This is a genomic window from Vreelandella sp. GE22 (assembly GCF_968212445.1).
In genome coordinates, this window is sequence record NZ_OZ309110.1 from 964,844 (window position 1) to 984,475 (window position 19,632).

15 protein-coding genes are annotated in these 19,632 nt (G+C 62.0%); 14 read left to right on the forward strand and 1 reads right to left on the reverse strand.

The annotated features are described in order from the left end of the window. Nucleotides 1-113 precede the first annotated feature (113 nt). The 13 genes from ACWHRL_RS04645 (at nucleotide 114) to ACWHRL_RS04705 (ending at nucleotide 17,581) form a co-directional block, all read left to right on the forward strand. On the forward strand, nucleotides 114-1,064 hold the full coding sequence (locus ACWHRL_RS04645) for a sugar-binding transcriptional regulator (RefSeq protein ID WP_447895441.1): 951 nt from the start codon (nucleotides 114-116) through the stop codon (nucleotides 1,062-1,064). 174 nt (nucleotides 1,065-1,238) lie between these two features. Next, on the forward strand, nucleotides 1,239-2,558 hold the full coding sequence (locus ACWHRL_RS04650) for an ABC transporter substrate-binding protein (protein WP_447895442.1): 1,320 nt from the start codon (nucleotides 1,239-1,241) through the stop codon (nucleotides 2,556-2,558). 80 nt (nucleotides 2,559-2,638) lie between these two features. Beyond that, nucleotides 2,639-3,529: a carbohydrate ABC transporter permease gene (locus tag ACWHRL_RS04655; RefSeq protein ID WP_447895443.1), complete on the forward strand. Its 891-nt coding sequence runs from the start codon at nucleotides 2,639-2,641 to the stop codon at nucleotides 3,527-3,529. Between the two features lie 65 nt (nucleotides 3,530-3,594). Then, complete coding sequence (locus ACWHRL_RS04660; protein ID WP_447528106.1) at nucleotides 3,595-4,443, forward strand: carbohydrate ABC transporter permease; 849 nt, start codon at nucleotides 3,595-3,597, stop codon at nucleotides 4,441-4,443. Between the two features lie 11 nt (nucleotides 4,444-4,454). Then, nucleotides 4,455-5,618: an ABC transporter ATP-binding protein gene (locus ACWHRL_RS04665; protein WP_447895444.1), complete on the forward strand. Its 1,164-nt coding sequence runs from the start codon at nucleotides 4,455-4,457 to the stop codon at nucleotides 5,616-5,618. Further along, entirely contained in the window at nucleotides 5,615-6,310 is a 696-nt protein-coding gene (locus ACWHRL_RS04670; protein ID WP_447895445.1) for an HAD family hydrolase, read from the forward strand. Before ACWHRL_RS04665 ends, ACWHRL_RS04670 begins: the two co-directional genes overlap by 4 nt. 44 nt (nucleotides 6,311-6,354) lie before the next feature. Further along, complete coding sequence (locus ACWHRL_RS04675) at nucleotides 6,355-7,842, forward strand: mannitol dehydrogenase family protein (RefSeq protein WP_447895446.1); 1,488 nt, start codon at nucleotides 6,355-6,357, stop codon at nucleotides 7,840-7,842. Beyond that, a complete protein-coding gene (xylB, locus tag ACWHRL_RS04680) occupies nucleotides 7,842-9,329 on the forward strand; it encodes a xylulokinase (RefSeq protein WP_447895447.1) in 1,488 nt (495 codons plus the stop codon). The genes ACWHRL_RS04675 and xylB overlap by 1 nt, the downstream gene beginning before the upstream one ends. A gap of 64 nt (nucleotides 9,330-9,393) precedes the next feature. After that, nucleotides 9,394-10,239 (forward strand): fructosamine kinase family protein, encoded by an 846-nt coding sequence (locus ACWHRL_RS04685; protein ID WP_447895448.1) that lies wholly within the window; start codon nucleotides 9,394-9,396, stop codon nucleotides 10,237-10,239. A gap of 242 nt (nucleotides 10,240-10,481) precedes the next feature. Then, nucleotides 10,482-12,170 carry a TolC family outer membrane protein gene (locus tag ACWHRL_RS04690; RefSeq protein ID WP_447895450.1) on the forward strand — a complete coding sequence of 563 codons (1,689 nt, stop codon included), beginning with the start codon at nucleotides 10,482-10,484 and terminating at the stop codon, nucleotides 12,168-12,170. A gap of 70 nt (nucleotides 12,171-12,240) precedes the next feature. Continuing rightward, nucleotides 12,241-13,518, forward strand: a complete 1,278-nt coding sequence (locus tag ACWHRL_RS04695; RefSeq protein ID WP_447895451.1) for an efflux RND transporter periplasmic adaptor subunit — start codon at nucleotides 12,241-12,243, stop codon at nucleotides 13,516-13,518. Continuing rightward, nucleotides 13,518-16,697, forward strand: a complete 3,180-nt coding sequence (locus tag ACWHRL_RS04700; protein WP_447895452.1) for an efflux RND transporter permease subunit — start codon at nucleotides 13,518-13,520, stop codon at nucleotides 16,695-16,697. The genes ACWHRL_RS04695 and ACWHRL_RS04700 overlap by 1 nt, the downstream gene beginning before the upstream one ends. Nucleotides 16,698-16,897: 200 nt before the next feature. Further along, nucleotides 16,898-17,581, forward strand: coding sequence for a hypothetical protein (locus ACWHRL_RS04705; protein ID WP_447895454.1), 684 nt, complete (start codon nucleotides 16,898-16,900; stop codon nucleotides 17,579-17,581). A gap of 90 nt (nucleotides 17,582-17,671) precedes the next feature. On the opposite strand, the gene ACWHRL_RS04710 is transcribed toward ACWHRL_RS04705, so the two are convergent. Then, a complete protein-coding gene (locus ACWHRL_RS04710; RefSeq protein ID WP_447895455.1) occupies nucleotides 17,672-18,292 on the reverse strand; it encodes a TetR family transcriptional regulator in 621 nt (206 codons plus the stop codon). Between the two features lie 196 nt (nucleotides 18,293-18,488). On the opposite strand from ACWHRL_RS04710, the gene ACWHRL_RS04715 reads away from it, so the two are divergent. Continuing rightward, nucleotides 18,489-19,520, forward strand: a complete 1,032-nt coding sequence (locus tag ACWHRL_RS04715) for a succinylglutamate desuccinylase/aspartoacylase family protein (protein ID WP_447528117.1) — start codon at nucleotides 18,489-18,491, stop codon at nucleotides 19,518-19,520. The last annotated feature ends 112 nt before the right edge of the window (nucleotides 19,521-19,632 follow it).

Genomic DNA, 19,632 nt, shown 5'->3' on the forward strand with positions numbered 1-19,632 from the left:
CATTGTCATCTTAGCGGATTGGCGGCTATGGGGCGCGGGCTAGGCTTTGTATGATGGTACTTCACGACCAGCAATCCCTAACGTCTCATTCATAAGGACCAACGAGCCGGACCATGGATAAATTCGAGGTAAAACTGGACCAGGCGGCCCGAGCGGCGTGGCTCTCCTACGTGGGAGGGCTCACCCAGGATGAAATCGCAAGCCAGTTGGGCGTTTCGCGCCCAGGCGTGCAGCGCCTTTTGGCCCTGGCCCGCCAAGCAGGGTTGATCAAGGTGCATATCGACCATCCGATCTCGTCGTGCATGACGCTGGGGCGTGAGCTTGCCGAGCATTTTGACTTGAACTACTGCGATGTAGTGCCGGCGGATATGAATGCGCCGGACAGCGCCGCCTACTATCTGGCCGTGGCGGGTGCCAAACGGATGGCCCACTTGGTGGAGCGTAGCGAGCCGCTGACGCTGTCGCTGGGGGCCGGGCGCTCGGTACGTGCGGCGGTCGAGGCGCTGGATCGCATCGAGCGCCCCCAGCACCGTTTCGTCTCGTTGATCGGTAACGTTGCCCGGGACGGCTCGGCCAACCGCTTCGACGCGGTGATGGCGCTGGCGGATAAAACCGGCGGCGAGCGCTTTTTGCTGCCCGCACCGGTGGTCGCGGAGTCCATCGAGGAAAAAGAGGCCATGCTAGGCCAGCGGCTGTTTCAGGCGATTGCCGAGGTGGCGGCGGCCTCGAAAGCGGCATTCATTGGGGTCGGGCGCATCGACCGCCAAGCGACGCTCTACCAGGATCACTTCATCAGCCAAGTCGAGCTCGATGAGCTGCTTCGGTTGGAGGCTGTCGGCGAGCTTTTGGGCTGGCCGCTCAATCAGCAGGGTGAGCTGATCGAGTGCTCGATCACCCAGCGGGTCACGAGTCTTCCGCTCGATCAGTTCGGCCAGCAGACCATGGTGGCCATCGCCGGTGGCCAGGACAAGGCGCCGGCCATTTTGGCGGCGCTGCGAAGCGGCTGGCTCAAGGGGCTGATTACCGACGAAGTGGCCGCGCACCACATTTTGAGCGCGCTATAAAGCCTTTTAAAACCCGGTGGCAGGCCAGCAACCGCGCCAAGTAATGGGGGGGTTAGCGTAAAGTAGTAGCGCTAGGGCTTTGCTTTTTTTTGCCTCGCGTACGATCATTTGTTCGATTGATGATCAAAATAATCAGCACCATAACAAGTCCAAATTCGCTCAAAGGAGTGCCGTATGCGTTTTGCACATCACTTGCCGCTCAGCGCGCTGGCCGCCGGTATCGCGCTGTCAGGCCATGCCCAGGCCCAGACCCAAATCACTGTGGCCACCGTCAATAACAACGACATGGTCATCATGCAGAGCTTGACCGACGAGTTCGAAAGCGCTCATCCGGAGATTTCGCTCGACTGGGTGGTGCTCGAAGAGAACGTGCTGCGTCAGCGCATGACCACGGATATCGCCACCGGCGGCGGCCAGTTCGATGTCATGACCATCGGCGCCTACGAGGCCCCCATCTGGGCCGAGCGTGAATGGCTAACACCGCTCGATGATCTGCCTGATGAGTACGATATCGATGACCTGCTGACCTCGGTGCGCGACGGCCTGAGCCTTGACGGCACGCCCTACGCGCTGCCGTTTTACGCAGAAAGCTCGATGATGTACTTCCGCAAGGACCTGTTCGAGCAGGCCGGTATCGAGATGCCCGACCAGCCCACCTGGGACCAGGTGCGCGACTGGGCCGAGCAGCTTCACGGTAGCGAAGAGGGGCTGGCGGGGATTTGTTTGCGCGGCAAGCCCGGCTGGGGCGAGAACATGGCCTTCGTCACCACGCTGGTAAACACCTACGGCGGCCGCTGGTTCGACGAAGAGTGGAACCCGGAGCTCGACTCCGACGCCTGGCAAAACGCGATCAGCTTCTACGTCGACCTGCTGGGTAACTATGGCCCGCCCGGGGCGAGCTCCAACGGCTTCAACGAGAACCTGGCGCTTTTTGCCCGCGGCAACTGCGCCATGTGGGTAGACGCCACCTCCGCCGCCGGGACGCTTTATGATGGCGATGAATCGAGCGTGGCCGATAACCTCGGTTTTGCCCCGGCGCCGGTCGCCGAAACGCCCAAGGGCTCGCACTGGCTCTGGACCTGGGCGCTGGCGATCCCCGCCTCCTCGGAAAACAAGGACGCCGCCAAGGAGTTCATCAGCTGGGCCACATCGAAAGAGTACATCGAGCTGGTCGGCGAGACCCAGGGCTGGACCAACGTGCCGCCGGGTACACGCGAATCCACCTACGCCAACGAGCAATACCAGCAAGCCGCGCCGTTCGCCGAGTTCGTGTTAAACGCCATTCAGGAGGCCGACCCCACCGACTCGACCCTGGAGCCCAACCCCTATACCGGCGTGCAGATCGTCAATATCCCTGAGTTCCAGGCGATTGGTACCCAGGTAGGCCAGACCATTGCCGCGGCCCTGACCGGCGACAGCACGGTGGAACAAGCCCTGGATAGCGCCCAGCGCGCTACCGAGCGCACCATGCAGCGAGCCGGTTACAACGACTGATCCGGCAGGCGCCCGCCGACGGCGGGCGCCTTCGCTCTCATTGCACGCTTTTAGCCAAGACTGCTTTCGCGGGTATTTTCATGACTAGAACACGCGCATCCGGCCGTACGGTCGGTGGGTTAAGAGCGCTTTCGCTACAGGCGCCCGCCGTTACGCTACTGCTTTTATGGATGCTGATACCGCTGGGGATGACCGTCTGGTTCTCCTTCCAGCGCTACAACCTGCTGATGCCCGGCATGACCGGGTTTGCCGGGTTTGAAAACTACGAGTACCTGCTCACCGACCCCGCGCTTTGGTCCGCCATGGGCACGACACTGCTGCTGGTGGGCTGGGTGCTGACCATTACCGTGGTGGGCGGCACGCTCTTGGCCGTGCTGTTCCAGCAGGAATTTTTCGGTCGGGGTATCGCGCGGGTGCTGGCCATTTCGCCGTTTTTCGTCATGCCCACGGTCAGCGCGCTGATCTGGAAGAACATGATGATGCACCCCTCCAGCGGGGTGCTGGCCTGGCTTGCCCAGTCGCTTGGCATGCCCGCCGTCGACTGGTTCTCGTCGCTGCCGCTGACCTCGATCATCATCATCATCTCTTGGCAGTGGCTGCCCTTTGCGCTGTTGATTTTGCTCACCGCGATGCAGTCGCTGGATGAAGACCAGGTCGAAGCCGCGCGGATGGACGGCGCGGGGCCGTTGGCGATCTTCTTTTTCATTACGCTGCCGCACCTAAAGCGGGCGATCAGCGTGGTGATCATGATCGAGATGATCTTTCTGCTGACGATTTTCGCCGAAATCTTCGTCACCACCTCCGGCGGCCCCGGGCTTGCCACTACTAACCTTGCGTACCTGATCTACATTCGGGCGCTGTTGGATTTCGATGTGGGCGTGGCCTCGGCGGGCGGCGTGATCGCCATCATTCTCGCCAATATCGTAGCGATCTTTCTGGTCCGTATGGTCGCCAAAAACCTGGAAGATTAGGTCTGTTAACCCCAAAAGCGTGATCCCGGGCGTTTGAGGAGCACGACACACATGAGTACGCCGCTATGACTACGCCACGTCAACACGCAGCGCCGGCGCGCGCCTTCCCGATCAAGCAGCTCTTGTTGACACTGCTGGCCTGGTCGGTCGCGCTGGTGATCTTTTTCCCCATTCTCTGGATGGTGCTGACCGGTTTTAAAACCGAAACCGCCGCCATTGCCGACCCAAGCTTCCTCTTTACACCGACGCTTGAAAGCTACGAGGCCGTGCAGGCGCGCTCGGGTTACGCCCGCTTTGCGCTCAACAGCGTAGCGGTCGCTTTTGGCTCTACGCTGTTGGCGCTATTGATCGCGATTCCCTCGGCCTACGCCATGGCGTTTTTACCGACCAAACGCACCAAGGGCACCCTGTTATGGATGCTTTCGACCAAGATGCTACCGCCGGTGGGCGTGCTGGTGCCGATCTATCTCATCTTTCGCGACGTCGGCCTTCTGGATACCCGCACCGGGCTGATCATCGTCTACACCCTGATGAATCTGCCCATCGTGGTCTGGATGCTCTACACCTTTTTCAAGGACATGCCCCGGGACATCCTCGAAGCCGGGCGGATGGACGGCGCCTCCACGCTCCAGGAGGTCGTCTACCTACTGCTGCCGCTGACGCTTCCCGGCATCGCCTCTACCGGGTTGTTGTCCGTCATTTTGAGCTGGAACGAAGCATTCTGGAGTCTCAACCTGACCTCCTCGAAAGCGGCGCCGCTGACCGCCTATATTGCGTCCTTCTCGAGCCCCGAAGGGCTCTTTTGGGCCAAACTCTCGGCGGCCTCCACCATGGCGATCGCCCCCATCCTGATCCTCGGTTGGATGACTCAAAAACAAATGGTCCGTGGTTTGACCTTCGGCGCCGTCAAGTAAGGAGCCCTTTTATGGCCACTTTGCAGCTTCACAACATCGTCAAACGCTTTGCCGACACCGAGGTCATCAAGGGCGTCAGTCTGGACGTCGAAGATCGTGAGTTCGTGGTCTTCGTTGGGCCCTCGGGGTGCGGTAAATCGACCCTGATGCGCATGATCGCGGGGCTGGAGAGCGCATCGAGCGGCGATATCCTGATCGATGGCCAGCGCATGAACGATGTAGGCCCGGCGGATCGGGGGCTGGCGATGGTGTTTCAAAGCTACGCGCTCTACCCCCACATGAGCGTCGAAGCCAATATGGGCTTTTCCATGCGCCTGGCCGGAGTGCCCAAGGCGAAACGACGCGAGAAAGTGCTGGCGGCAGCGAAAATTTTGCAGCTCGAGCCGCTTTTGGATCGTAAACCCAAGGCGCTCTCCGGCGGGCAGCGCCAGCGGGTAGCTATCGGCCGGGCCATCGTGCGTAATCCCAGCATCTTTTTGTTTGACGAGCCGCTATCGAATCTGGACGCCGCGCTCAGAGTACAGATGCGCATCGAGCTTGCAAGGCTCCACGAGGAGCTCAACGCCACCATGATCTACGTCACCCACGACCAGATCGAGGCGATGACCATGGCCGACAAGATCGTCGTGCTCCAGGACGGCATCGTGGAGCAGGTAGGCTCGCCCATGGCGCTCTATCACCATCCACGCAACCGCTTCGTGGCAGGCTTTATCGGCTCGCCGAAAATGAATTTTTTCGAAGTAGGCGTCGTGTCCAGCGAGGCCAGCGGCGTGAGTGTCGCGCTGCCCGGTGGCGGGCAGTGCCGCGTGCCGGTCGATGGCAAAGCCACCAAGCAGGGCGAGACGCTCGAGCTCGGCATTCGCCCGGAGCACTTAAAGCTTAATGAGGCGGGCGAGCTAAGCGGCACCATTCAAGTACTCGAACGGCTGGGCGGCCAAACCTCGCTGTACGTCAAGATGAACGACCAGCTCATTACCCTCATGGCGGATGGCGATGTGGCCTATCGGGTCCACGACACCGTACGTTTTGGCTTCGACGCCGAGCGCGCGCATCTTTTCGACCAGCACGGCCTGGCGCTTGAAAGCCTGGCCTTGCACCCGCTGGCGAACCTGACCCGCCAGGATAACCGTGGCTTGCCGACGGATGCGCCGGGCCACACCGAGACAGCGTCATGAGTGCGGTGATATTCGACTGCGATGGCGTACTGGTGGATAGCGAAGTCCTCGCCGAAGATACGCTGGAGTCGCATCTCAAGGCGTGGCTGCCGGATGTCGACGTGGCACGCGAGCTTGGCCAGGCGATGGGTATGACCACCTCCAATATTCTGCGTCACCTGCAAACCTTGAGCCGCCATGCGCTGCCCGAGGACGCCGTCGCGCAGGTCGATGCGGCCATCGAAGCGCGCCTAGCCCGGGAGCTTCGTGCCATCGACGGGGCGTTTGAGGCGATCAGCGCGATTCCCTTTGCCATGGCCGTGGTGTCCAACAGCAATCGGCGCCGGATCGAGGCGTCGCTTGATTCGACGGGGTTGGCCGTAGCGCTTAAGAACGCCCCGATACTGAGTGCCGACCAGGTATCCGCCCCCAAGCCCGACCCAGCGATTTACCGGCTGGCGGCCCAAACCCTGGGCGTTTCGGCCCATCACTGCCTCGCGGTCGAAGATAGCGTGGCGGGCGTGCGCTCGGCCGTGGCCGCCGGGCTTACCGTGGTGGGCTTTGTGGGGGCCAGCCACATTGGTGAGGATCAGGCCGACCGGCTGGTCGAGGCGGGCGCCTGGCAGGTGGCGTTTCATATGCGCGAGCTGGGCGTGCTGATCGACACCTGGCACACTCGCACGCCCAACGACACGTCCACGCCCTCTTTCTAACCGCATCGCCAATCCCGGGATTACCCACTGCCAGGAGAGCCATCATGACCCAACTCAACAATCAAACGCTCACCACGCTCGACCCGGGGGTCAAGCTACCCACCTACGACCGCCGCGCCGTCAAGGCGGGCATCGTACATATCGGCGTGGGCGGTTTTCACCGCGCCCACCAGGCCATGTATCTCGATGGGTTGATGAACGAAGGCCAGGCGCTGGATTGGGGCATCATCGGCGTCGGCGTGATGCCCGGCGACAAGCGCATGAAAGAGGTGCTGGCAGCCCAGGATCATCTTTACACCCTGGTGGTCAAGCACCCGGACGGCGAGTACGCCCCCAGGGTGATCGGTAGTATGGTCGACTACCTGTTCGCTCCGGAAGAGACCCAGGCGGTCATCGAAGCCATGGCCGACCCGGCCATCAAAATCGTCTCGCTGACTGTGACCGAGGGCGGCTATAACGTGCACCCGGTCAGCGGGGCGTTCAATCTCGATAATCCGCTGATCCAGCGCGATTTGGCCGAGCCGACCGCGCCCGCTTCGAGTTTCGGCCTGGTGGTCGAGGCGCTGGTGCGCCGCCGCGAGCGGGGGGTTGCACCGTTTACTGTCATGTCCTGCGATAACATCCAGGGCAACGGCGATGTTGCCCGGCGCATGTTTGGCGCTTTTGCCAGCGCTCGCGATGAGGCGCTCGGCGAGTGGCTGACCCGCGAGGTCGCCTTTCCCAACGCCATGGTGGACCGCATTACACCGGTCACCACGCAAAACGATATCGACGAGCTTAAAAGCCGCTTTGGCCTGGAGGACGACTGGCCGGTGGTGTGCGAACCCTTCACCCAGTGGGTGCTGGAGGACCACTTTCCGCTGGGCCGCCCGGCGCTTGAGAACGTGGGCGTACAGCTGGTCGAGGATGTCGAACCTTTCGAGCTGATGAAGCTTCGCCTTTTGAACGCCAGCCACCAGGCATTGACCTATTTCGGGTATCTCGCGGGCTATCGCTACGCCCACCAGGTGTGCCAGGACCCGCTGTTCGTCGAGTTCCTGCTGCGCTACATGAAAGAGGAGGGCGCCCCCACGCTGCCGCCAGTGCCGGGGATCGACCTGCCTGCCTACCAGCACACGCTGATCGAACGCTTTGCCAACCCGCAAATTCGGGACACGTTGGCCAGGCTTTGCGCCGAAAGCTCGGACCGTATCCCGAAGTGGCTGGTACCGGTGGTTCGCCATCAGCTCGAACACGGCGGGCAGGTAGCGCTCAGCGCCAGCGTTATCGCCAGCTGGGCGCGCTACGCCGAAGGCGTGGACGAGCAGGGCGAGCCCATCGAGGTGGTCGATGCCCTACGCGAGAAGCTTACCGAGATTGCCCGGCAAAACCGCACGCGCCCCGAGGCATTCGTTGAAAACCGCGAGCTGTTTGGCGATCTCGCGGACGACCCACGCTTCATGCAGGCGTACCTGGCCGCCCTTGGCCTGCTGCACGAACGCGGCGCCCGCGCTACGCTTGAAGCTCTGGTGGCCTTTGAAGGAATCGCGTGATGTATATCGGGATAGATTGCGGCACGCAAAGTACCAAGGTAGTGGTGGTGGATGTCGAAAAGGGGGTGATCCTGGGCGAGGCCAGCCGCCCTCATCGGTTGGATGAAGGCGAGCAGGGCCGCCGCGAGCAGGCCCCGGCCCAGTGGCTGGCGGCGCTCAAGGGGGCCTTCGGTGAGGCCATCCAGCGCTCGGGGATTACCGCGCGCCAGGTGCGCGCCATCGGCGTTTCCGGCCAGCAGCACGGTATGGTGGCGCTGGACGCCGATGGCGTGCCGGTCTACCCGGCCAAGCTCTGGTGCGATACCGAAACCAGCGCCGAAAACAGCGCTTTGGTCGAGCGCCTGGGCGGGGAGGCGGGGTGTCTCGACAAGCTCGGTTTGGTGCTGCAAACCGGCTATACCGCCTCCAAAATCGCTTGGCTTCGCGAGCACCACCCGGACGCCTACCGGCGCATCGCGACGATTTTGCTCCCCCATGACTACATCAACTTCTGGCTGACCGGCGAGCGGGTGACCGAAGCCGGCGACGCCTCCGGCACCGGCTATTTCGATACCCGCACCCGCGACTGGCAGCTCGAAGTGTTCCACCAGATCGCCCCGGAGCTCGACCCTGCCCAAGTGCTGCCAAGGCTCATCGAGCCCGACGCCCCGTCGGGCATCGTGCGGGCGCAGGTCGCCTCTGAGCTTGGCCTTGCGGATAACGTCGTCGTCTCCTCTGGCGGTGGCGATAACATGCTCGGCGCTATCGGCACCGGCAATATTGCCCGCGGGCTGATTACCCTGAGCCTGGGCACCTCGGGCACGGTGTGCGCCTACTCCCCCAAACCGGTCGCCACCGACAACGCCATGGTGGCCAACTTCTGCGCCAGCCACGGCGGCTGGCTGCCGCTCATTTGCACCATGAACGTCACCTCGGCCACTACCCGCGTGCGCGAGCTTTTCGGCCTCGATCTAAACGCCTTCGCCGAGCGCGTGGCCAGCGCCCCGATCGGCGCGGATGGGATAACCTGCTTGCCTTTCTTCAACGGCGAGCGAGTGCCGATGCTGCCCGCCGCCACCGGCGATTTTCTGGGGCTGACCAGCCTCAACATGAGCCAGGCCAACATGTGCCGAGCGGTGATGGAAGGGGCCACTTTCGGGCTTCGCTACGGGTTGGACCTTTTAGGCGATCTTACCGCCGGCGCCAGCCAGATTCGGCTAAGCGGTGGCGGGGCGAAAAGCCCGGTATGGCGCCAAATGGTGGCCGATATCACCGGTATCGATGTCATCTGCCCCGAGGTGACCGACGCCGCTGCCCTCGGCGCGGCGCTGCAGGCGGCCTGGTGCGAGCAAAAGCCCCAAGGCACCACGTTGGAGGCCTTGTGCGAACGGCTGGTGCATCTGGATGCGGGCTCGCGAGCCGAGCCGGACCCGGCGCGGGTCGAAGCCTACCAAAAGGTGTACCAGCGCTATCGTCAGGCGCTCGAGGTGCGCCACGGCATTGCCTAACGCCCGCACCACCCTGTAGCGTTATCGCTATAATATGATAATGACGCTGGGGGAGGGGAACACCGTGAACACCGAGCTACAGGATATTTTAAGCGTGCTGGCGCTTGAGCCGCGCGGTTCGCTCACCCCGCTCAGCGGGGGCGATATCGCCGGCGTGTTCGAGCTCGATACGGCTCATGGCACGGTCGTTATCAAGCAGGACGACCCGGCGCGGCTGCGCGGCGAGGCGGAAGGGCTTCGCGCGCTGAAAGGGGCGGGCTCGTCACTGGTGATCCCCGAGGTGCTTGGCCAATCCGGGCAGTGGCTGGTGATCGAGGCGCTGCACACCATTCCCGAAACCGCCCGGGCGAGTGCTGAGCTTGGCGAAGGACTTCGTGAACTGCACGGCGTGATTGGCAGCGAGCATGGCTGGCTGCACGACAACGCCTGCGGGCGCACTCCTCAACCCAACGCCCCGCTAAGCGACGGCCGCGCTTTCCAGCGCGAGCGGCGTTTGCGGGCGCTAAGCCAGGCTTGTCTCGAGCAAACCTTGATCAGCCCCGCACTTGGTAAGCGTATCGACGCCCAGGCCCAAGCCTTGGAGCAGTGGCTGCCGGATGCATCGCCTAGCCTGGTGCATGGCGATTTATGGTCGGGTAACGTTCTGTACACCGCCCGCGGCCCCGCCCTGATCGACCCCGCCGTTTACCGCCACTACCCGGAAGTGGATATCGCCATGCTGACGCTTTTTGGCAGCCCCGATGAGCGCTTTTTCGACGCCTACTGGAACGGTTACGGCCCCAGCGACTGGCCCCGGCGCGAAGCGCTTTTTCAACTCTACCCGCTGCTCAATCACGTGCTGCTATTTGGCAGCATGTACTTAAGCGGCGTCGAGCGCTGCGTGAACCGGCTGGAGCAGTACGCCACGTAAGACGTAAGCGGTCGAACCGGGCCTTGACGGCGGTATCGCTCAATAAAAAAAGGCCGACGTTGGAAGTACACGCTTTTCACGCTTTTGACTAAAGTAAGGTGCGCTAGTCTTGACGTTTGGCGAGACACAGATTTTCTAGAACTTCAAGGCTAGCATACATACATGAATGTAACTATAATGCCACCCTTTCACACTCCCACTGTGTGGCGCACCATCCCACGTTGACACCTAGAGGCACTCCCATGCGACTGGCAAACTGGGCAGTCAATGCCCCCTTACGCCCTTTATTGTTAGCCGTGCTGACAAGCTCCTTCGTACTGCCCGCCCAAGCGGCGGACCTGATTACCATCACCCGCGATGCGCTCAACAACAACGCCGAGCTTGCCTCCGCGCGTTCCGAATTTTCCGGTGTGGAAGCCGCGCGGGACGTGGTGGGCGGGGAACTGCTCCCCCAGGTCAACGCCTCGGGCAACGTGGTACATAACCGCCAATACGAAAGTCAGTCGGCGGGTCGGGTCGAGCCGACCAACCCGACCGGCGGCGCTGGCGCCGGCGGTGGGGGAGCACCCGCGGGGGGGGCTCCGGCGAGTGAAGACAACTACAACAATATGTCGCTCTCGCTAGAGGCGACTCAGGCACTGTTCAACGCGGCGACCGCTCGCCAGGTCGACCAGGCCGAGCGCCAAATCGACCAGCAAGTGTATGTGCTGGCGGCGACCGAGCAGCAGCTGTTGCTCGACGTGGTGTCGGCGTACTTCGATATTCTACGTGCCTATGAAGTGCTCGAAGCGCGCCGCGCCCAGGAACGTGCGATCGGCCGTCAGTTGGAGCAGTCCAGCGAGCAGTTCGAGGTGGGTCTGATCGCGATTACCGAGGTAGAGGAAGCGCGCTCGAGCTTCGATCAGTCCCGCGCCGAGCGCATCACGGCCGAGAGCAATCTGCAGGTGGCGTTCGAGCGGCTGGAGCAGTTGACCGGCCGCCGCTACGCCAACATCGAGTCGCTCGGCGACATGCCGGTCGGCCTGCCTGCACCCAGCGAGCGCGACTACTGGGTCGAACAGGCGCTCGAGCGCAACCCGGAGGTGCTGGCTCAGCGCGCCGGTATCGAAGTCTCCCGCGCCGGGGTCGAAGTCGCCCGGGCCGGCCGCTTGCCAACCCTGCAGGCGTTCGCCAACTACCAGTATTCGGACTCCGACATCGACTATCTCGACGGCCACAACGCGTCGAGCCAGCTCGGGGTGTCGGCAAGTGTTCCTCTCTACACCGGCGGCAGCACCAGCGCCAACATTCGCCAGAACACCTTCCAGCTCGAGAGCAGCCAGTACGATTTCGAGTCCCAGCGGCGCACCACCATTCAGCAGGTTCGTTCGCTGTACACCCAGGTCAGCAACAACGTGGAAACCGTCGATGCCCGCCAGCAGGCGATCGTCTCGACGCGTAGCGCCCTGGAGGCAACCCAGGCCGGCTACGAAGTCGGCACGCGTAACATCGTCGATGTGCTCAACGCCGAGCAGAACCTGTATAACGCGATCGCCAACTACGCCGAGTCGCGCTACGACTACGTGATCAATCTACTGTCACTGCGTCAACAGTCCGGGCTTTTGGACGTCGCCGCGCTCGAGGAAGTCAACGGTTGGCTGACCGGCGAAGACGTCAATTTCACGCTGCCCGAAACCAACGAGGGCGACGACTACCAGCGCGCGCTGGATATCGGCGCGCCGCCCCGGCCGGAATCCTCGCCGTCGACCAGTTATTCCTCAGAAGAGTACGCCCCCGCCCGCCGTCAGTCCGGCGGTTATCCTGCCGGCGGCCAGCAGGGCGGCGCCCCCTACGGCGGTGGCCAGCAAGGCGGCTATCCGGCAGGGGGTAGCCAATCCGGCGCTTACTCTCCCGGCGGCAGCCCAGGCAGTGGCCAATCGGGCACCTATTGATACCAGGGGCTGCTGATGCAGCCCCGTGTAGCTATCCGTCAAAATATAGAAATGAATGGGAATACCACGTATGAACAGAGTGATTCACTCAACGAGAGCGAGTCTGGTGACGTTGATAGCTGCACTGACGTTAAGTGCCTGTGGCGGGGACGAAGAGCCTCAACAGCCACAGCAATCCGCGCAAGAGCGGCCGCCGCACGAAGTCGAGGTGGCCGATGTCGAGCGTCAGGATTTACCGATCAATAAATCCTACCCCTCGATGCTTAGAAGCGATAACGAAGTCGTGCTGGTCGCGCGGGTCGACGGCGCCCTGGAAGAGCGCCACTTTCAACCAGGCCAGATGGTCGAGCAGGGCGATTCGCTCTACACCATCGAGCCGGACCGCTACGAAGCCGCCGCCAACCAGCGCCAGGCCGACCTGGAAAGCGCCCGCGCCCAGGCCTCACGCGCCCAGCGCGACGCCCAGCGCTTCGAGCAGCTTCTAAGCCAGAACTCGGTGAGCCGTCAGCAGTACGACCAGGCCGTTTCCGACCAGCGCGTCGCCCAGGCCAACGTCGCCCAGGCCGAAGCCGGGCTCTCCAGCGCCAATCTGGATCTCGACTACTCCAACGTGACCGCGCCGGTCAGCGGTTTGATCAGCTTGAGCCAGATCAACCTGGGCAACGTGGTCACTTCAGGAACCGAGCTTGCCACGATCACCCCGCTCGACCCGCTGGAAGTGCGCTTTCAGCTACCCCAGCGCGATGCCTTCGAGCTACGCCGCCAGATGAACGACGACGCCAATAACTCGACGATCATCGCCCGGCTGAGCGTGCCCGGCCTAAGCGGCAGCGCCGACGCCGAGCTCGAAGGCGAGCTCGAATTTTTGGGTTCGCGCGTGGACAGCGGCACCAGCACCGTCCAGGCCTCGGCCACGTTTGAGAACCCGGACGGCGCGGTGCTGCCGGGCCAGTTCATTCGCGTACGTTTGGATGGCCTCAAGCGCTTTAGCGTGATCGCCGTGCCGGAAATTGCCGTCACCCAGGGCCTGATGGGCCCCCAGGTGTTCGTGCTCGACGACGAAGACAAGGCGCGTGAGCGCACCGTACAGCTTGGCGATGTCGCCGGCCCCTGGCAGATCATTCTGGATGGGCTGGAAGAAGGCGAGCGTGTGATCGTTGGCGACCCGGCGGGTATCGAGCCTGGCATGGTCATCGACCCCCAACCCTTCGATGGTAACGCCGACAATATCGTCGAGGACGTAGAAGAGGCCGAAGCCGAGCAAGAGCGCGAGGAAGCCGAACAGCTTTCAGGCATGGCGGGCGGCGGCATGCCGGCCGGTGAAGGAGAAGAGGGTGGTGCGCAATAATGAACTTCTCTAACTTCTTTATCAGCCGACCGATATTTGCCACGGTACTGGCAATTATCCTGACGCTGATAGGCACGATGGCGATGCGGATACTGCCGATCGAGCAGTATCCAAGCGTCGTACCGCCAACGGTCTCGGTGCAAGCCCAGTTCCCCGGCGCGGATGCGGAAACCGTGGCGCAAACGGTGGCCGCTCCCCTGGCGGAAGCCATTAACGGCGTCGAGGACATGCTCTACATGACCTCGAACAGCGCCGATAATGGCATCATGAGCCTGAGCGTGGCGTTCAACATCGGCACCGATGGCGACATCAACACCATCAACGTCAATAACCGGGTTCAGGGCGCGCTTTCCCAGCTCCCCGAACAGGTGCAGTCCCAAGGGGTGCAGGTCGAACTGCGCTCCGACTCGATTTTGATGCTGGTAGCGCTGACCTCGCCAAGTGGCGATTACAACAACGTCTACATGCAGAACTACGCCACGCTGAATATCCTCGACGAGCTGCGTCAGGTGCCCGGCGTCGGTAACGCCGAAGTATTGGGTGGCGGCGAGTTCGCCATGCGTATCTGGATGGACCCGGACAAGCTGGCCCAGTTCGATCTGACGCCCAGCGAAGTCGCCAGTGCCATTCGCACGCAAAATACCGAAATTCCGGCGGGTAACCTGGCGTCCTCCCCCCAGGGTGAGCCGCGTGCCTATACCTATACCATTACCGCCGGCGGGCGGCTTTCTGACCCGGACGAGTTCCGTAACATCTACCTGCGCACCAACGAGGATGGCTCCTCGCTGCGCCTGGAAGACGTGGCGCGTATCGAGCTCGGGGCCTCGTTTTATGGCGTTAGCGCTCGCTTGAACGGCGCGACCATGACGCCGATCATCATCAACCAGCAGCCCGGCGCCAACGCGCTTTCGACCGCCGAAGCGGTACGCAACACCATGCAGGACCTGGAGAGCCGCTTTCCGCCCGGGCTCGAGTACGTAACGCCTTACGATACGACGCTGTTCATCGATGCCTCCGTGGAAACCGTTTTCCACACCTTCATCGAAGCGTTTTTGATCGTTGCGGTGATTTTGTTCATCTTCCTACAGAACTGGCGCTTTACGGTGATCGCCATGTCGGTGGTGCCGGTCTCGGTCATCGGTACCTTTGCCGGCTTTTATATGTTCGGTTTCTCGATCAACCTGCTGACGCTGTTCGCGCTGGTACTGTCGATCGGGATCGTGGTGGACGATGCGATTCTGGTGGTGGAGAACGTCGAGCGTGTGATCAGCGAAGACGAGGACATCACCGTGCGTGACGCCACGATCCAGGCGATGCGCGAGGTCGGCGGGCCGGTAATCGCGACCTCCTTGATCATGGCCGCGGTGTTCGTGCCCGTCGCGTTTTTGGGCGGCTTTACCGGCCAGATCTACCAGCAGTTCGCGATCACCGTGGCCGTCTCGGTAGCGCTTTCCGCGCTGATGGCACTGACCTTTACGCCGGCGCTTTCGGCGATCTTCATCAAGCACAACCTCAACCACGAACGGCCGTCGAAGTTTCGCCGTGCGATCAGCACGCCGCTTCGCCTGTTCGATCGGATGTTCGCCGGTATTACCGCGGTCTACATGTGGTGTGTGAAAAAGCTGGTTCGCTTCTGGCTGCTGGCGCTCGCCCTGACCCTGGCGGTGGGCGCTGGCTCGTTCTGGCTCTACTCGACTACCCCCTCGACACTGGTACCGGAGACGGACCAGGGGATCGTGCTGGCCAGCGTGTCATTGCCGGATGCTGCCTCGCTCGACCGTACCGAGAACTACATGGCGAAACTAAGCGCGGCGATCGAGGAGATCGAAGGCGTGCAGTACTCCTCGGCGGTGGCGGGCTACGACCTGCTGGCCGGCTCGGTCAACACCGCCCGTGGCGTCATTTTCGTCAACATGCTGCCTTGGGGGGACCGTGACCTGACCGCGGATGCCCTGGTGGGCCGGATCATGGAACTGGGTGCGGGTATCGATGGCGGTAGTGCCATGGCCTTCAACGTGCCGCCCATCATGGGTCTTTCGACCACCGGCGGTTTCACCGGCTACCTGCAGTCCTTCGACGGTGCCTCGACCCGGGAGCTTTACGAAGCCTCGCTACAGATCATGGGCGCGGCCAACCAGCACCCGGCGCTTAACCAGGTATTCTCGACGTTCAACGTCAACGTGCCCTCCTACCGGGCCGACATCGACCAGCAGAAGGCGCTGAGTTATGGCGTGGCGCTCGAGAATATCAACTCGGCGCTCTCCAATACCTTTGGTAACGGGTTCGTTAACTACTTCAGCTACCAAAACCGTAACTTCCAGGTGTACCTGCAAAACGAGGACGAGTTCCGTAAAACGCCGGACGACCTGAACAGCGTCTACGTGCGCGGCGGCAGCGGCGAGCGTATCCCGCTTTCCGAGTTCGTCACCCTCGAGCGCCAGGTCGGGGCGTCGGTGGTGTCGCGCTTCGGTGTTTACACCGGCGCTCAGTTCCAGGGCGGTGCGGCACCCGGCTACAGCTCCGCCGAGGCGATCGAGGCGATGAACGAGGTCGTACTCGACACCCTGGGCCCCAACTGGGGCATGGGTTGGACCGGCACGGCGTACCAGGAGGCCAACCTGGGCAACACTGCCTCGCTTGCGATCATCTTCGGTATCCTGATGGTGTTCTTGATTCTCGCGGCGCAGTACGAAAGCTGGGCGCTACCGCTGGCGGTACTGACCGCGACGCCGTTCGCCTTCCTGGGGGGTATCGGCGGGATCGTGCTGCGTGGGCTGGATACCAGTGTCTACGTGCAGATCGGGATGCTGGTGGTCGTGGGGCTTGCGGCGAAAAACGCCATCCTGATCGTGGAGTTCGCCGAGCTTCAGCGTAAGGACGAAGGCAAAAGCATTCGCGAGGCGGCGATTACCGCTGCGGAGCTTCGCTTCAGGCCCATCGTCATGACCTCGCTTGCGTTTATCTTCGGTACGCTGCCGCTGGCGCTGGCCACCGGGGCGAGTGACGTGAGCAGCCACCACATCGGTACCACGGTGGCAATGGGGATGGCGTCCGTAGCGATTCTGGGCAGTCTTTTCGTGCCCTCGTTCTACGCCATGATCGCCTCTACCGCCGATTGGATGCGGCGCAAGAGCAAAGGCAAAAAACACGACGAACGTCTGGAACATCAGCAGAGCTGATTACGTGTTCAATTGACGCGTGCACATCGAGCGGGCCCTTCGGGGCCCGCTTTTTTTGGCCGGTTTGATCGGCGTCAAGGTGGGCCTGGGCAAAAGCGCGTAATTTGACCTAAACTTGCTTATGAAACGTTTAGGCTTGTACCAAAAACCACAACAACAGGCCAAAACCAACCAGGCAACCACCTGGAGGAGGACACGCCATGCAACCGATTCTCTCGGCCGCTTTATTATTTCCTACTATCGTCTTTACGTTCGTGCTCGGCTTGTTAGCGCTTTACTGGCTGCTGGTGTTGGTCAGAATCGCCCCGCTCGAGCTGTTCGAACACGACAGCCTGCGCGATGACCACATGGCCAGCACGCTGGTATCGCTTGGGTTTACCGGTGTGCCGGCGACGCTTGCGCTGACCATTCTGATGCTACTGGCCGGTGGCATGACGCTTACGCTGGAACTTTTGGTACTGCGCTGGCTGGAGCTTGGCATGCTGCGCGTGCCGCTCGGCGTGGTGATCGTTTGGGGGTCGCTTGCCATTGCATCGCCCCTGGCCGCCGCTATTTGCCAGGGCCTGGCCCGCGGGCTTAACCGCTTTGCGCCTTTCAAGCGCCGTAGCCTTTTGGGGGTCACCGTCGAGGTGACGACCCTCGAAGGTGCCGAGCTTGCCCAGGCGGTGGTGGCGCACAGGCCGCGCTGTAGTGTGAAGCTTCATTGCAAGGAAGATGACGCGTTCAACGTTGGCGAGCGCCGGGTACTGGTCAAGTATCTCGAGGACGAAGGCGCCTACCGCAGCGTAGAGGAGCAAACCTATATGGACACCCGCCAGCGTTTGAACACGCTGCGCCTGCGCCACAAACATCAGGGCGCCGCCGCGCACTCCCAGTCTTTATGAGAAGCAAAAGCCCGCCTTGTAGGCGGGCTTTTTACAGGCAAGTTCCTGGCCGCGTTCTTTGTAGAGTAACGAGGGCAGAGTCAGGGATGTTCAGCGGTCTTGATGGCGTATCAGCTTGATGAGCGTCTCGATGATTGCCGCACCGCGCTCGCTCAGTGAGTAGCTTTCCGGGGCCCTGAGCCAGTCGTGAAAAAGCCCGCCCAGGGTGGCCTGCACCAGGCGCGTGGCAACTTCCGGCGTTACGCCTTCGCGCAGCTGCTGTTGTTGGCTGGCCATTTTGAACAGGCAGAGCATTTCATTGAAACACTCTTCGTTGATCTCTTTTTGCATCTCGAGCGGGTTGATGTCGCTAAAAAACTCGCAACGGTGCAGCAAGATGGAAAGGATGCGCCGGTGCGAGGGTTGCTCCAAACGCCGCATGCCCGCCAGGCACGCCAACTGTATGGCGTCCACGGGCGAGACGTTGGGGTCGACATTTTTGACCTCTTCGACCAGCGATTGAAAAGGCATGCGCACGCGCTCGACCAGCCCCATGAACAAATCGCCCTTGTTCTTGAAGTGCCAGTAAACCGCGCCGCGGGTCACCCCGGCGTGGCGGGCCACCTGCTCGAGCGAGGTGCGGGCAACGCCTTTATCGAAAAACACCTCTTCAGCTGCGTTGAGCAGAGCTTCACGCGTCGCTGCCGCTTCTGCCTTGGTTTTTCTAGCCATAACGCAACCCTGATAACTACCTCGAAAGAGAGACATTTTATCTGAAATGCCGCCTTTTTACATTCAAAACTGTATGGTTAGCTGACCAATGTCATCATCGATGACAATTAACGTTTAATCTGGTGTAAAAGAGTGACTCATTCGGGGCACCCGCGCCGCTTTAGGCCGCGCTTTCATCACATCGACAGGAACCGTCATGGCACAAGCACCGTTCAAGATAGCAGGCCACACTCTTCAGCCCGGCCAGCGGCTGCAAATCGATGTGCCGGTCGCGCGCCTTTACACCCACACGCCGCTGCATATCTCTATCGAGGTCGTTCACGGGCGCAGGCCAGGGCCTGTCATGATGGTGTGCGGCGGTATTCACGGCGACGAGATCAACGGGGTGGAAATCGTTCGGCGCCTGTTGCGCTCGCGCTCGATCAAAAGCCTGCGCGGCACGTTGATCGCCGTTCCCGTGGTCAACGTGTTCGGTTTTCTCCAGCAGACCCGTTATCTTCCGGACCGGCGCGATTTGAACCGCTGCTTTCCCGGTAGTGAAAAGGGCTCGCTTGGCGGGCGCATCGCCGCGCTGTTGCGCGAAGAGATCGTCGATCACGCCACGCACATCATCGACCTGCACACCGGCGCCATTCACCGCACCAACCTGCCGCAAATTCGCGCGCAGCTCGAACCCGACAGCGAAACCGCCCGCATGGCGGACGCTTTCGGCGCCCCGGTCATCTTGAACGCTGAGCTGCGCGAGGGCAGCCTTCGCCACTACGCCCAGAACCGGGGTATCCCGGTGCTCACCTACGAAGCGGGCGAGGCGCTGCGCTTCGACGAGTGGGCGATTGCGCCGGGGGTGCGCGGTATTTTGCGCGTCATGCGCCGACTCAAGATGCTTTCCGGCGAGCAGCGCCGCCGCCTGCCGGCCCCGGCGGAGCTTGCCAACGGTTCCAGCTGGGCGCGCGCGCCGATCGACGGCATCCTGCGGCCCAAGGTGCGCCTGGGGGCCCGGGTCGCCAAGGGCGAGGTGCTGGGTAAGGTCGCCGACCCCTTCGGTAACGACGAGGGGGACGTGCTGGCCATGGCCGACGGAATCGTAATCGGCATGAGCCGCTTGCCGTTGGCCAACGAAGGCGAGGCGCTCTACCACATCGCCCGCTTCGACGAAATCGAAGAGGCGGAAACCGCGATCGAAAGCTTCCAGTCGAGCCTGGAGCCCGTCTCCGACCCCATGTATTGAAGATGTATTGAACATGTATTGAAAAAAGTGCTTTTGAACGCCGTGCGCATTCACCGATTTTCATGTCTTTCGGCTTTAATGTCCGCCGTTTTAACGTCATAGCTTAAAGCGT